The sequence below is a fragment of the Pseudomonas sp. NCCP-436 genome (genome assembly GCF_019656335.1).
In the GTDB taxonomy this organism is placed as follows: Bacteria; Pseudomonadota; Gammaproteobacteria; order Pseudomonadales; family Pseudomonadaceae; genus Aquipseudomonas.
On sequence record NZ_BPLZ01000001.1, the window covers coordinates 298,151 to 311,138 of the forward strand.

General features: G+C 63.0%; 14 protein-coding genes. 12 read left to right on the forward strand and 2 right to left on the reverse strand.

From position 1 onward, the window contains the following. The first annotated feature begins 170 nt into the window (after positions 1-170). The 8 genes from NCCP436_RS01405 to rsd all read left to right on the forward strand — a co-directional run bounded on the left by NCCP436_RS01405 (position 171) and on the right by rsd (position 7,461). The gene (locus NCCP436_RS01405; RefSeq protein WP_220802002.1) at positions 171-1,253 is read left to right on the forward strand and encodes a sensor histidine kinase; all 1,083 of its coding nucleotides are present in this window, start codon (positions 171-173) and stop codon (positions 1,251-1,253) included. Then, positions 1,250-1,993: a LytTR family DNA-binding domain-containing protein gene (locus tag NCCP436_RS01410; protein WP_220802003.1), complete on the forward strand. Its 744-nt coding sequence runs from the start codon at positions 1,250-1,252 to the stop codon at positions 1,991-1,993. The genes NCCP436_RS01405 and NCCP436_RS01410 overlap by 4 nt, the downstream gene beginning before the upstream one ends. Positions 1,994-2,089: 96 nt before the next feature. Further along, positions 2,090-3,028 (forward strand): hydroxymethylbilane synthase, encoded by a 939-nt coding sequence (gene hemC, locus NCCP436_RS01415; protein ID WP_375709457.1) that lies wholly within the window; start codon positions 2,090-2,092, stop codon positions 3,026-3,028. Next, positions 3,025-3,798: a uroporphyrinogen-III synthase gene (locus NCCP436_RS01420; RefSeq protein ID WP_220802005.1), complete on the forward strand. Its 774-nt coding sequence runs from the start codon at positions 3,025-3,027 to the stop codon at positions 3,796-3,798. Before hemC ends, NCCP436_RS01420 begins: the two co-directional genes overlap by 4 nt. A 12-nt stretch (positions 3,799-3,810) precedes the next feature. Next, the gene (locus NCCP436_RS01425) at positions 3,811-4,929 is read left to right on the forward strand and encodes a uroporphyrinogen-III C-methyltransferase (RefSeq protein WP_220802006.1); all 1,119 of its coding nucleotides are present in this window, start codon (positions 3,811-3,813) and stop codon (positions 4,927-4,929) included. Then, a complete protein-coding gene (locus NCCP436_RS01430) occupies positions 4,926-6,164 on the forward strand; it encodes a heme biosynthesis HemY N-terminal domain-containing protein (protein ID WP_220802007.1) in 1,239 nt (412 codons plus the stop codon). Before NCCP436_RS01425 ends, NCCP436_RS01430 begins: the two co-directional genes overlap by 4 nt. 116 nt (positions 6,165-6,280) lie before the next feature. Beyond that, a complete protein-coding gene (locus NCCP436_RS01435) occupies positions 6,281-6,772 on the forward strand; it encodes a disulfide bond formation protein B (protein ID WP_220802008.1) in 492 nt (163 codons plus the stop codon). A gap of 218 nt (positions 6,773-6,990) precedes the next feature. Beyond that, positions 6,991-7,461: a sigma D regulator gene (rsd, locus tag NCCP436_RS01440; RefSeq protein WP_220802009.1), complete on the forward strand. Its 471-nt coding sequence runs from the start codon at positions 6,991-6,993 to the stop codon at positions 7,459-7,461. A 6-nt stretch (positions 7,462-7,467) separates the two neighbouring features. On the opposite strand, the gene NCCP436_RS01445 is transcribed toward rsd, so the two are convergent. Continuing rightward, positions 7,468-8,115, reverse strand: coding sequence for an FKBP-type peptidyl-prolyl cis-trans isomerase (locus tag NCCP436_RS01445; protein ID WP_220802010.1), 648 nt, complete (start codon positions 8,113-8,115; stop codon positions 7,468-7,470). A gap of 136 nt (positions 8,116-8,251) precedes the next feature. Here NCCP436_RS01445 and NCCP436_RS01450 point away from each other — a divergent pair, with 136 nt between their 5' ends. After that, positions 8,252-8,986 (forward strand): AlgP family protein, encoded by a 735-nt coding sequence (locus tag NCCP436_RS01450; RefSeq protein WP_220802011.1) that lies wholly within the window; start codon positions 8,252-8,254, stop codon positions 8,984-8,986. 6 nt (positions 8,987-8,992) lie between these two features. Here NCCP436_RS01450 and NCCP436_RS01455 read toward each other — a convergent pair whose 3' ends face one another. After that, the gene (locus tag NCCP436_RS01455; protein WP_220802012.1) at positions 8,993-9,436 is read right to left on the reverse strand and encodes a TIGR02444 family protein; all 444 of its coding nucleotides are present in this window, start codon (positions 9,434-9,436) and stop codon (positions 8,993-8,995) included. Positions 9,437-9,564: 128 nt separating this feature from the next. Here NCCP436_RS01455 and NCCP436_RS01460 point away from each other — a divergent pair, with 128 nt between their 5' ends. The 3 genes from NCCP436_RS01460 to NCCP436_RS01470 all read left to right on the forward strand — a co-directional run bounded on the left by NCCP436_RS01460 (position 9,565) and on the right by NCCP436_RS01470 (position 12,880). Then, entirely contained in the window at positions 9,565-11,475 is a 1,911-nt protein-coding gene (locus tag NCCP436_RS01460; RefSeq protein ID WP_220802013.1) for an ATP-binding cassette domain-containing protein, read from the forward strand. Next, positions 11,475-12,014: a mechanosensitive ion channel family protein gene (locus tag NCCP436_RS01465; protein ID WP_220802130.1), complete on the forward strand. Its 540-nt coding sequence runs from the start codon at positions 11,475-11,477 to the stop codon at positions 12,012-12,014. Before NCCP436_RS01460 ends, NCCP436_RS01465 begins: the two co-directional genes overlap by 1 nt. A 104-nt stretch (positions 12,015-12,118) precedes the next feature. Then, a complete protein-coding gene (locus NCCP436_RS01470; RefSeq protein WP_220802014.1) occupies positions 12,119-12,880 on the forward strand; it encodes a TerC family protein in 762 nt (253 codons plus the stop codon). The last annotated feature ends 108 nt before the right edge of the window (positions 12,881-12,988 follow it).

The window sequence follows — 12,988 nt, forward strand, 5'->3', positions numbered from 1 at the left end:
CGGAAGAATTTCGCCGATCCGGCTACGCGGCTGGTCGCTTCGGCAGCGCTCGTCCTCCAGGTGTCGGCTGCTTCACAGTTTTGTCGTGATGGAAGCATTTCGGTGCAATATTTCGCCCGGCCGGGCCCGTTGAACTTGCCGCCTGGCGGGCCTGAGCGGACACTGCGGGCATGAATATTCGATCCCTTGCCAAGAACTCTCGCAACCTCGTCGTCGACGAGTTTTTCGTTCCTGAGCTGTGCCAGTCAGAGGCCTTGCTGAGCATGGTGCTGCTGGCCGAATTGCTGGTGCTGGTACTGGTGCTGGCCGAGCCCATGGGCGCCGGCTTCGACTGGATGAGGCTGGCGCTGACCTCGCTGTTCGTGCAGTGGATCGTGCTGCTCTCGGCAGCCCTGCTTTGCCGCTTGCGCCCCCTGTTGGCCCGTTTGCGCCCGGCTCTTGCTGGTGGACTGTGCTGCTTGCTGGTGGTGCTGTTGACCCTGGGCTGCACAGCTGTGGCCGGGCACTACGGACTTGGCAGTGCTGGCAGGCCGGGCGAGGAGGGCAACCTTTATCTGCGCCATGCCCTGATCAGCCTGATCATGTCGGCACTACTGCTACGCTATTTCTATCTGCAGAGCCAGTGGCGCAGGCAGGAACAGGCTGAGCTGCGTGCGCGGATCGAGTCGCTGCAGGCGCGAATCCGCCCGCATTTTCTGTTCAACAGTCTCAACAGCATCGCCAGTCTGGTCACGTTCGATCCGGCCAAAGCCGAGCAGGCAGTATTGGATCTTTCGGATCTGTTTCGCGCCAGTCTGGCCAAGCCGGGCAGCCTGGTGACGTGGAGTGAGGAGTTGGAGCTGGCGAGGCGCTATCTGTCGATCGAGCACTATAGGCTCGGCGACCGTCTACAGTTGCAGTGGGAGGTCGAGGATGTGCCGGAGGATTTGCCGATTCCCCAGCTCACCCTCCAGCCTCTATTGGAGAACGCGTTGATCTACGGCATCGCGCCGCGCGTCGAAGGCGGCCTGGTACGTATTGAGGCGAGTTACCAGGAAGGTGTGTTCAGCTTGTGTGTCAGCAATCCGTATGAAGAACGGGACGAGCCATACCGGTCACGGGGAACGCAGCAAGCGCTGGGCAATATTGATGCGCGTTTGACGGCACTTTTCGGGCCGCATGCGAGTCTCAGCGTGGAGCGCCGTGACGGCCGTCACTACAGCTGTCTACGCTATCCATGTGCGAGACTCACGCAGGAAGCCAGAGCAATATGAATGTCCTGATTGTCGATGATGAACCTCTTGCCCGCGAGCGTCTCACCCGCTTGGTCGGTGAGCTCGAGGGCTATCGGGTTCTGGAGCCCTCCGCCAGTAACGGCGAAGAGGCTCTAGCCCTGATCGATAGCCTTAAGCCGGAAGTGGTGTTGCTGGATATCCGCATGCCCGGCCTCGACGGCCTGCAGGTGGCCGCCCGGTTGTGCGAGCGCGAGGCGCCGCCGGCGGTGATCTTCTGCACGGCACACGACGAATTTGCCCTGGAGGCGTTCCAGGTCAGTGCCGTTGGCTATCTGGTCAAGCCTGTGCGCCCTGAAAGCCTCAGCGAGGCGTTGAAGAAGGCCGAGCGACCCAATCGGGTGCAGTTGGCGGCCCTGACCCGGCCGGCAGCCAAGAGTGGCGCTCCACGTAGTCACATCAGCGCCCGCACCCGCAAGGGTATCGAGCTGATACCTCTGGAGCAGGTGATCTACTTTATCGCCGATCACAAGTACGTGACCCTGCGCCACGAGGGGGGCGAAGTGCTGCTGGACGAGCCACTGAAGGCGCTGGAAGATGAATTTGGCGATCAGTTTGTGCGCATCCACCGCAATGCTCTGGTAGCCCGTGAGCGTATCGAGCGTCTGCACCGAACGCCGCTGGGGCACTTTCAGCTCTTTCTAAAGGGGCTTGAGGGGGATTCGCTGGTGGTCAGTCGCCGGCACGTGGCCGGTGTACGCAAACTGATGCAGTCGCTGTAGGGCAGCCCCGGATGCGGCCGATGGCCGCCTCCGGCAGTCCTCCGCGGGCGAGCCTGTTATGATGCGCGGCAATCATTTTCTGGAATGAATTGCCTTATGCCCCGCGAAATCCGTATCGCCACCCGCAAGAGTGCCCTGGCCCTGTGGCAGGCCGAATACGTCAAAAGTCGTCTGGAACGGGCCCACCCGGGCCTGCAGGTCAGCCTGGTGCCGATGGTCAGTCGTGGCGACAAGCTGCTTGATGCGCCACTGGCAAAGATCGGCGGCAAGGGTCTGTTCGTCAAGGAACTGGAAACTGCTCTGCTGGAAAACGAGGCTGATATCGCCGTGCACTCGATGAAGGACGTGCCCATGGAGTTTCCAGAGGGGCTTGGCTTGTACTGCATTTGCGAGCGCGAGGATCCGCGCGACGCCTTCGTCTCCAACATCTTCGACAGCCTCGATGCCCTGCCCGCCGGCAGCGTGGTCGGCACCTCCAGCCTGCGCCGTCAGGCCCAGTTGCTGGCACGTCGTCCGGATCTGCACATCCGCTTCCTGCGCGGCAACGTCAACACCCGTCTGGCCAAGCTGGATGCCGGTGAGTACGACGCCATTATCCTCGCTGCGGCGGGACTGATCCGCCTTGGTTTCGAGACCCGCATTCGCAGCTTCATCAGTGCTGAAGACAGCCTGCCGGCTGGTGGCCAGGGCGCCGTGGGGATCGAGTGCCGCAGCGCTGACCAGGAAGTCCATGCTCTGCTGGCGCCGTTGCACCACAGCGAGACTGCACTGCGGGTGACGGCCGAACGCGCGCTGAACCGCCGGCTCAATGGTGGCTGCCAGGTACCGATAGCCTGTTATGCGCTGTTCGAGGACCGCCAACTATGGCTGCGCGGCTTGGTTGGCCAGCCTGACGGCAGCCTGCTGCTGCGGGCGGAGGCGCGTGCTGACGCTGACGAGGCTGAGGCCCTCGGTGTGCGTGTAGCCGAAGCGCTGCTGGCGCAGGGTGCCGATGCCATCCTCAGTGCCGTCTACGGCGAGACCGTTGATTCGTGAGGCACTGGCGTCTGCTACTGACCCGGCCCGCCGAGGACTGCGCCCATCTGGCGCAGACTCTGGCGCAGCAGGGGGTCGTCGGCAGTTGCATGCCGTTACTGGCGATTGAGCCGCTGGTCGAGACGCACGAACAGCGCGATACCTTTGCTGCCCTGCAGCGCTACCAGGCGGTGATAGTGGTAAGCAAGCCCGCCGCCCGGCTGGGGCTGGAGTTATTGGCGCGACATGCGCCGCACCCCAGACCGTCGCTGGCCTGGTTCACGGTGGGGGTTGCCACCGCGATGGTGCTGCGGGAGCAGGGACTCACTGTGCACTGCCCGCAGCAGGGCGACGACAGCGAGGCACTGCTTGCTCTGCCGGTGCTACGCCAACTGCTGGCGACGACGCCTTCGCCCCGCGTGCTGATCCTGCGTGGCGAAGGCGGTCGTGAATTCCTCGGCCAGAGCTTGCGCAGACAGGGCGCGACAGTCGACTATCTGGCCCTGTACCGCCGTTGCCTGCCGGAATATCCCGCCGGGGAGCTGATGCGACGGGTGCGAGCGGAACGCCTGAACGGCCTGGTGGTCAGCAGTGGACAGGGATTCGAGCATTTGCTGCAGCTGGCAGGCGATGACTGGCCGAGCCTGGCTCGACTACCCTTGTTTGTGCCCAGTCCGCGCGTTGCCAAGCAGGCGAGCCTGGCTGGTGCGGCGCAGGTTGTGGATTGCCGTGGTGCCAGCGCTGCGGCCTTGCAGGCAGCTCTGGAACAGTTCCCGGCTGCCGCCTTGTAGAAGGACGGATACGTGAGCGAAGCACCTACCCCGAAGACGCCCGATGAAACCCCGGCCGACGAGTTTCAGCCGGTCATGCCGGTTACTGTCGAGTCGAAGCCCCGTCGTGGTGCGACGGCCTTGGCAGGTTTTGCCTTGCTGGTCGGCCTGGCTGGTGTGGCGGCCGGAGGCTGGAGCCTCTGGCAGTTGCAGCAGATGCAGATCCAAGATCAGCAGCAGGCAGAGGCACTGCAATCGGCGCGTGATGACAATGCCCGGCGCTTGCAGGGGCTGGCGCAGCAGTTGGACTCGCGACTGGCGGCGCTACCGACGCCTGCCGAGCTGGACGAGCGCCGGCGTCTGCTTGCCAATCTGCAGAGCGACCAGCAGCGCCTGAGTCACCGTCTGGAGTCCGTGCTGCAAGGCACCCGCCAGGACTGGCGTCTGGACGAGGCGGAGCATTTGCTGCGCCTGGCCGCGCTGCGGCTTTCCGCCATGCAGGATGTGACCACCGCCGAAACACTGGTGCAGGCAGCGGACGACATTCTGCGTGATCAGGACGACCCGGCCTCTTTCGCCGCCCGCGAGCAACTCAGCCTCAGCCTGGAGGCGCTGCGAACCACTCCGCGGCCGGATCGTGTCGGTTTGTTCCTGCAGCTGGGTGCGCTGCGTGAGCAGGCGGCCCGCCTCACGCCGCTGGCACCCACCTTTGATGGCCAGGGCGATGTACTTTCCGATCTGGCTGCCGAAGGGGATGGTGCGGCCTGGTGGAGCGAGTGGCTCAAGACACTGTCCGAATACTTCCGTATCGAGTTCGACGCAGACAGCAATATCCGTCCGTTGCTGTCCGGGCAGAGCCTATCCCGGGTGCGTCTGAGTCTGGCGCTGGCGCTGGAACAGGCGCAGTGGGCCGCCCTGCACGGACAGCCTCAGGTGTACAGGCAGGCGCTCGAACAGACCGGGCAGATTCTTGATGCCCATTTCAATCTGGATAATCCGGACAGCCGGGCACTGCGCCAGCGTCTGGGCGAATTGGCCGAAGCCCGCGTCGAGGTTGAAACGCCGAATCTTGATAATGCGCTCGATGCGCTGCGCGCCTACCTGCAGCGCAACCAGGCCCGGCGAGCCGCCGTGGCCGAGGAGGCGCCATGAAGCGTCTGGTCTGGCTTGCCTTGCTGCTGCTGGCCGCAGCTGCACTGTACGGCCTGAGTCTGGCGGTTGAAGCGGATCGCGGCTATGTGCTGTTCGCCTACAAGGGCTTTCGTTACCAGTCCGGACTGTGGGCCTTTCTCGGTCTGCTGCTGGTCATAGTTCTCCTGGTTTATCTGATTCGTCTGCTGCTGCGTCTGTTGCTCAGTTCGACGCGTCTGGCCAATCCCTGGTCGCGCCTGCATCGTGAGCGTCGTGCCCGGCAGGCTGCCGCTCAAGGCATGCTCGACCTTGCCGAAGGGCGCTGGGCTCAGGCGTTACGTCAGCTTAGCCGTGCCGCCGAGGCCGACAGTCAGCCGCTGATTTACTACCTGGGCGCGGCGCGGGCGGCGCACCGGCTTGGTGATCACGAGCAGAGCGATGCATTGCTCGAACGGGCGCTCAACCGTCAGCCGCATGCCGAACTGGCGATCGCCCTCACCCATGCCGAGTTGCAGCGTGGACGCGGCGAGAGCGATGCCGCGCTGGATACCTTGCAGGCCATGCGTGAGCGTCATCCGGGGCAGCATGAGGTGTTGCGCCAGCTGCACAATCTGTACCTGCAGCGTCAGGACTGGTCGGCTCTGCTCGGGCTGCTGCCGGAGCTGCGCAAGGAAAAGGCGCTGCCAGCTGCCGAGCTGGATGAGCTGGAACGGGAAACCTGGCGTGGGCGTCTGGCCGCTGCCGGACAGACATCCGCAGAGGATGCGCTGCAGCCGCTGATGCAGGCCTGGGGGCAGTTGTCCGCGTCCTTGCGCCAGGAGCCGGAGCTTATCGCAGCCTATGTCGAGCAACTGCGTCGACTGGGGGCTCAGGAAAGCGCCGAGGAAGTGCTGCGCGCCGCGTTGAAGCGTCGTTACGACAGTCGCCTGGCGCGCTTCTATGGCGTCGTGCGCGGTGCCAATCCGGCCCAGCAGCTGCAGACTGCCGAGCTCTGGTTGCGCCAGCATCCGCAGGATCCCGCGCTGCTACTGACCCTTGGGCGACTGTGCCTGCAGAATCAGCTGTGGGGCAAGGCGCGGGACTACTTCGAAAGCAGCCTGAGTCTTGAGCGACATCCGGAAACCTGTGCCGAGTTGGCGCGTTTGCTGGCCCGGCTGGGTGAGCTGGAGCGCAGCAATCAATTGCTGCTGGAAAGCCACAGTCTGTTGCACCAGGGTCTGCCACAGCTGCCACAGCCGGCCGCTACGCAGGCCTGAACGGACGGAATGGCTGTTGTACCGGACGAGCCGTCGTCCGCCAGGTGCCGGGAGCCTTGAAAGGCTCCCTCGCTTTCCTCTACCGTACTGCCCTCGAATTTCCTCCCGGAGCCGTCATGCAACTGGCCAGTCCGCGTTCCCTGTTTCTTCTGGCATTTCTTGGCTGCGTGCTGCTGATGGCCGTGGCGCTCTATCTGGAGCACGTGGTGGGACTCGAACCCTGCCCTATGTGCATCGTCCAGCGCATCTGTGTGATCGGTTTCGGCCTCGTCTGCCTGGTGGCGGCACTGCACGGCCCTGGGCGTCTGGGGCGGCGCGTCTATGCGTTGTTGTCCCTGCTGTTCGTGCTGGTCGGCGGTGCTACGGCAGGCCGGCAGATCTACCTGCAGAGCGTGCCGGCTGACCAGCTCGAAGCCTGTCTGCCGAGCTTGGAATTCATGATGCAGGCCTTGCCGATGCAGGACATCGTGCGTCTGGTGTTTCAGGGTTCGGCAGATTGCGCTGAGGTGAACTGGACGCTGTTCGGCATGAGTATTCCGGAGTGGAGCCTGCTGGCCTTTATCGGCATGCTCGGTTTCTGTCTGCTCCAGCTCCTGCGTCGCGACTGAGCTCAAAGCCGCGGCAGCTTTGTCTTGCCGATCAAACAGTCGTATGAAATTACTCGTCGGCATGCCTTGATGGTGTCTTTCGGCGGGCATAATCTGGCCAGCATGCACCGCCCGAATGCCATTGTGCGGTTGCCTTCCCAAGACAAGCACTGCTCGGCAGGAACCTGTCGCGGCGGTGACGTATAACATGCACATCGATAAGGGAAGCGAGGCTCATCATGCTGGAGAGTTGCAGGAACGCCCAGGAGCGCTGGGGAGGGGTTCACCAACTGATTGATCGCTGGCTGGGGGAGCGCCGGGAGCTGGTGCAGGCCTATACGGATCTGACCCGAGCCTCGCAGGCACCAACGGTCAATGGCGAGGCGCTTGAGAACTTCTGCGAGCTGCTGTTGGACTATGTCTCGGCAGGTCATTTCGAAGTCTACGAGCAGCTCACCAGTGAGGCTCGGGCCTTCAATGACAGTCGTGGTCTGGAGCTGGCACAGCAGATTTACCCGCGTATTCAGGCCATCACCGAAGTGGCGCTGACCTTCAATGACCACTGCGACAACGGCGACTGCCGCGACAGCGTATCGCTGGTGGCCGAGCTCAACAGTCTGGGGCAGCTCCTGCATGAACGCTTCGAACTCGAAGACTGTCTGATCGAGGTGTTACACAACGCCCATCAGGAGCAGGCTGAGGCGCTTTGAGCTGCCTCAGTCGGCAATCTCGATCAGTTCCAGTTCAAACAGTAGTGGGCTGTGGGGCGGAATCAGTTCGCCGGCGCCGTCGCGACCATAGGCCTGGGCCGAGGGAATGGCCAGCCGCCAGCGGGATCCCTTGGGCATCTGGCGCAGAGCGGTCTGCCAACCTGAAATCAGGCTGTCGAGGCGGAACCATTGCGGCGATTCGCTTTCATCGAACACTTCACCATTGGCCAGGGTGCCACGGTAGTGCACCAGAACCCGACTGCCTGGCGAGGGGCGCGGGCCGTTACCTGTGCGCAGTTCATTGACGATAATTCCGCCTTCCAGTTCACGGGCCCCGGCGCGCGCACGTTCACTTGAGAGAAAGCGTTGCTCCGCTGCGATGACTTCATTCGTTGCCGGCAGATTGGCTGCGAGCCGGGCTTCGTGAGCTTCCAGCAACCGTTCGATGTGCTCGGGAGGCAGCCGCAGTGGCTCGTCTCGGTAGGCCTGGCGCAAGCCGTCCAGCAGGTCTTCCAGCGGCAGCTCCGGCATTTCCGCCTGCAGGCGCTCGCCCAGTCGTACGCCCAGGCTGTAGGCCAGATCCCGCTGTAGCGGATCGGCTCCGGCCGGCAGGCTGCAGCAGAGAAGAACGACGGCAGGCAGGATGCGCTTCATGACGGAGCTTCCGATCAGGCAGGAAGGTGATTATGCCAGCGCGCACCAGTTTGCGTATGCGTGGCGAAAAGGTCTATGGCGGTGCATGGCGCCTGCGTCTAGTATGGTCGCATCCACATCCGCCAGGAGGCGCGCCATGTCGGCCAAGAAGAAAACCATTACCACTCCGCTGCACCTGCTGCATCAACTGTCTGCCAGTCTGCTCGAACACCTCGAGAGCGCCTGTTCCCAGGCTCTGGCCGATGCCGAGAAACTGTTGACCAAGCTCGAAAAACAGCGGGGCAAGGCTCAGGAAAAGCTGCACAGGGCCCGTGGCAAGTTGCAGGATGCCGCGAAAGCCGGCAAAGCCAAGGCGCAGGCCAAGGCCAGGAAGGCTGTTGATGAGCTGGAAGAACTGCTTGAGGCGTTGCAGTCCAGCCAGCGCGACACACGAGACTACATTGCTCAGCTCAAGCGCGATGCCCAGGAGAGCCTTAAGCTGGCACAGGGTATTGGCAAGGTGCGTGAGGCAACTGCCAGGGCATTGTCCAGCCGTGAAGAGAAGGCGACGGTCAAGAAGCCGGTAGAAGGTAAGGTGGAAAAAGCACCGGCTGCCGCTAAGGCGACTACCAAAACTGCTTCCAAGCCCCCCGCCAGCAAACCTGCCGCCCGACCGGGCGCCCGGGCCGCGAAGTCGGCCACTGCCAAGACTGCTGCAACTAAGGCGCCGGCCCGGAGAGCCGCAACAACCACCGGGAAACCGGCCAGCAAGCCAGCCGAAAAACCATCAGTGAAGAAGCCGGCGGTACGTCGTAGGGCAACACCGAAGCCGGCGGCTGCGCCTGCTCCGGCTGCAAGCCCGGAAACCGCTGCACCTGTCAGCGCCTCCTAGTCACTGCTAAAGCCTGTGGGCGGCGTCGCGCAGCCGTTGCAGCGCGGAGCCGTCTCCTTGCGCAAGCTGCTCCAGCCACGGCTGGCCGGCATTGCCGCATGGCCAGTCGGCACAGAGTGCCTGCAGTCGCTGCAGCAGCAGGTGCTCGGCCTGCAGTTCCAGTTCCTTGACCTGCTTGCGCAGTTCGGCCAGCCCGGCATCATTACCGGCCTGTTCGCGCCAGGCGCAGCGGATTTTCCGCAGTGGGCCAATGACCTGTTGTTGCCAGGGGCCGGCCAGTGCCTTCAACTCATCCCTTCGGGCGTCGCTGTAAAGGCTGTGGCGTTGTTCGAGCCAGGCTGCAGTCAGCAGCAGGCAGACATCACTGCCGCTCTGCTGCAGTTGTAGGCAGTCGTCCTCCACGCCGGGGCAGGCGTACAGGCGCAGGGCAAAACTCCACAGGTCGGGCATACAGCCTCCGCAAGGGGCAGCCGACCGCCCCGTTCAAATGTTGTCGGAGCTTTCCCCATGCGGTGTTTGCAAAAACGCCTGCGCCGCAGTTGTGCTGTACCGGGACTGCCCCTAGACTCCGCGCCATTATGATCCGACTCCAGAACCTGACTCTACAACGCGGCCCGCAGCGCCTGCTTCAGGGCGCCGAGCTGACCCTGCACGCCGGCCAGAAGGTCGGTCTGATCGGTGCCAACGGTGCCGGTAAATCTAGCCTGTTTGCCCTGCTGCGCGGCGAGCTTGGCCCTGACGCCGGGGACTGCCAGCTGCCGCCTGACTGGCGCATTGCCCACATGCGCCAGGAAGTCGATGATCTTGAGCGGCTGGCAGTTGACTATGTGCTCGATGGGGACCAGCAACTGCGCCAGGTGCAGCGCGAGCTGGCGGCCGCCGAAGCAGCCCACGACGGCGCCGCCATCGCCCGCCTGCATAGCGAACTGGACAATGCCCAGGGCTACAGTGCGGATGCCCGCGCCCGCAAGCTGCTGGCCGGGCTCGGCTTTACCAGTGAACAGATGGAGCGCCGCGTCGGTGACTTCTCCGGTGGCTGGCGCATGCGCCTGAACCTGGCCCAGGCGCTGATGTGTCCGTCTGAGCTGCTGCTGCTCGACGAGCCGACCAACCACCTCGATCTCGACGCCATCCTCTGGCTGGAGGAGTGGCTCAAGGGCTACCCCGGTACCTTGCTTCTGATCTCCCACGACCGCGATTTCCTCGATGCCGTGGTCGACCACGTGGCGCATCTGGAGCAGCAGAAGCTGACCCTCTACCGCGGTGGTTACTCGGCTTTTGAGCGCACCCGTGCCGAACGCCTGGCGCAGCAGCAACAGGCCTACGAGAAGCAGCAGACACGGCGTGCGCACATGGAGGACTTCATCCGCCGCTTCAAGGCCAAGGCGACCAAGGCCCGCCAGGCGCAGAGTCGGATCAAGGCGCTGGAGCGTCTGGAGGAACTGGCCCCGGCTCACGTCGATTCGCCTTTCGACTTTGCCTTCCGCGAGGCGGACAAGGTCTCCAGTCCGTTGCTCAATCTGTCCGAAGCGCGCCTTGGTTACGGCGACAAGACCGTGCTGGACAAGGTCAAGCTGAGCCTCGCCCCCGGCGCGCGCATTGGCCTGCTCGGGCCCAACGGCGCCGGCAAGTCGACCCTGATCAAGACCCTGGCCGGCGAGCTGACGGTGCTCGGTGGCGAGCTGGCTCGTGGAGAGAATCTCGCTATTGGCTATTTCGCCCAGCATCAGCTCGATGCCCTGGACGCCAAGGCCAGCCCGCTGCTGCATCTGCAGCGCATTGCTCCGAGCGAGCGCGAGCAGACCCTGCGCGACTTCCTTGGCGGCTTCGACTTCCGCGGCGAGCGCTGCGAGGAGCCGGTACTGAACTTCTCCGGCGGTGAGAAGGCGCGCCTGGCCCTGGCGCTGATCGCCTGGCAGAAACCCAATCTGCTATTGCTCGACGAGCCGACCAACCACCTCGATTTGGAAATGCGCCTGGCCCTGACCATGGCCCTGCAAGGCTTTGCCGGCGCAGTGCTGGTGGTTTCCCACGACCGGCATCTGCTCAAGAGTACTACTGACGAATTCCTGCTGGTGGCTGACGGTCGCATCCAGTCGTTTGATGGCGACCTGGACGATTATGCCCGCTGGCTGGTCGACTACCGTGCCCGCCAGCAGCCGCAGAGCAGTACCACTTCGGTCACCGAAAAAACCGACAAACGCGCCCAGCGCCAGGCTGCTGCCGCTTTGCGTCAGCAATTGGCTCCACACAAGCGCGAAGCGGAAAAGCTGGAGAGGGAGCTGGGCAAGCTGCAGGAAAAACTTGCCGAGGTGGAAACCCGTCTGGGCGACAGCGCTCTGTACGAGGCCGCCCGCAAGGATGAGCTGCGCAGTTGCCTGACAGAGCAGGCACGGCTCAAGGCCCGTGAGGTGGAGCTGGAAGAAGCCTGGTTGCAGGCGCTGGAAGCTCTGGAGGTGCTGCAGCAACAGCTGGAGGAAAGCGAATGATGGAATACATCGAACTACTGACCAGCTGGAGTGATCCTCTGGTGCGCACCGGCCAGGTGCTATTGATCCTGCTGTTGGCCTGGCTTGCCCAGCGCATTCTGACTCGCGCCATCAGTCGTCTGGGGGCGCGCTACAGCCTGTTGCCGCCAGAAGTGTTGCTGCCGCTGCGCGGGCTGGTGCGCTGGCTGATCATGGGCAGTGCACTGCTGATGGTGCTGGAGCGTCTGGGCGTCTCGGCCACGGTATTGTGGACGGCGATCACCGGCTTTACAGCAGTGGCTGCGGTGGCCTTCTTCGCCATCTGGAGCGTGCTGTCGAATATGTTCTGCGCGCTGCTGATCTTCACCATGGGCCCCTTTCGCATCGGCGACACGGTGGAGGTGATCGATAGTGCCGATAAACCGGGGGTCAAGGGGCGGGTGGTGGCCATCAATCTGTTCTATACCACTATGCAGGATCTTGCCGAGGAAGCCGCCGGGGCGATGTTGCAGGTGCCCAACAGCCTGTTCTTCCAGAAATCCGTACGGCGTTGGCGTTAACCCGAGAGAATAGCCGCAATCCATTGTCTGTATGCAGGAACGCGCCGTGCAGGTACTGGCCTGTCCGATCCTATCAATCTGAAATCTTTTCGGAGTAAGCGCAAATGGAATGGTTGAGCAGCCCGGAAATCTGGGTCGCATTTCTGACCCTGACTGCCCTGGAAATCGTCCTGGGCATAGACAACATAATTTTCATCTCCATTCTGGTTAGTCGTCTGCCGGTCGAGCAGCAGCCCAGGGCACGGTTCTTTGGCCTGGGATTGGCGATGGGAACCCGCATCCTGCTGCTGCTGTCGATCAGTTGGGTGATGCAACTGACGACGGATCTGTTCCATATTTTCGGCGAGGGTATTTCCGGACGGGATCTGATCCTGTTTTTCGGCGGCCTGTTCCTGCTGTTCAAGAGTACTGCCGAGATCTATCACAGCCTGGAAGGCGATGAGGGTGGGGAGGAGGGGGCGCCGAAGAAGAGCTACGGCTTTCTCGGCATCATCATTCAGATCGCCATCATCGACATCGTTTTCAGCCTCGACTCGGTGATTACCGCCGTCGGCCTGGTGCAGCACGTACCGGTGATGATTGCGGCCATTGTCATCTCGGTGATCGTGATGATGCTTTCGGCCGGCACTATCTCCGCATTCATCGACAAGCATCCGAGCCTGAAGATGCTGGCATTGTCGTTCCTCATCGTGGTCGGCACCGTTTTGATTGCCGAGAGCTTCGATGTGCATGTGCCCAAAGGCTACGTGTACTTCGCTATGGCCTTCTCGCTGGGGGTGGAAGCGATCAACATCCGCTTGCGCAGCCGTATAAGCAAGAAGGCCAAGAGCGAGCCGGTGCGCTTGCGCAAGGGGGCACGCAGTTAGGCCATGACGTGGCGCCTGCGGGCGTCACGCAGCAGGCCCGTATGAAACTCGTGCCGGAGTAACGATGCTGGAGTAAGCTGTGGGTGCTCCGTTCCCTTTCCTGTTCGA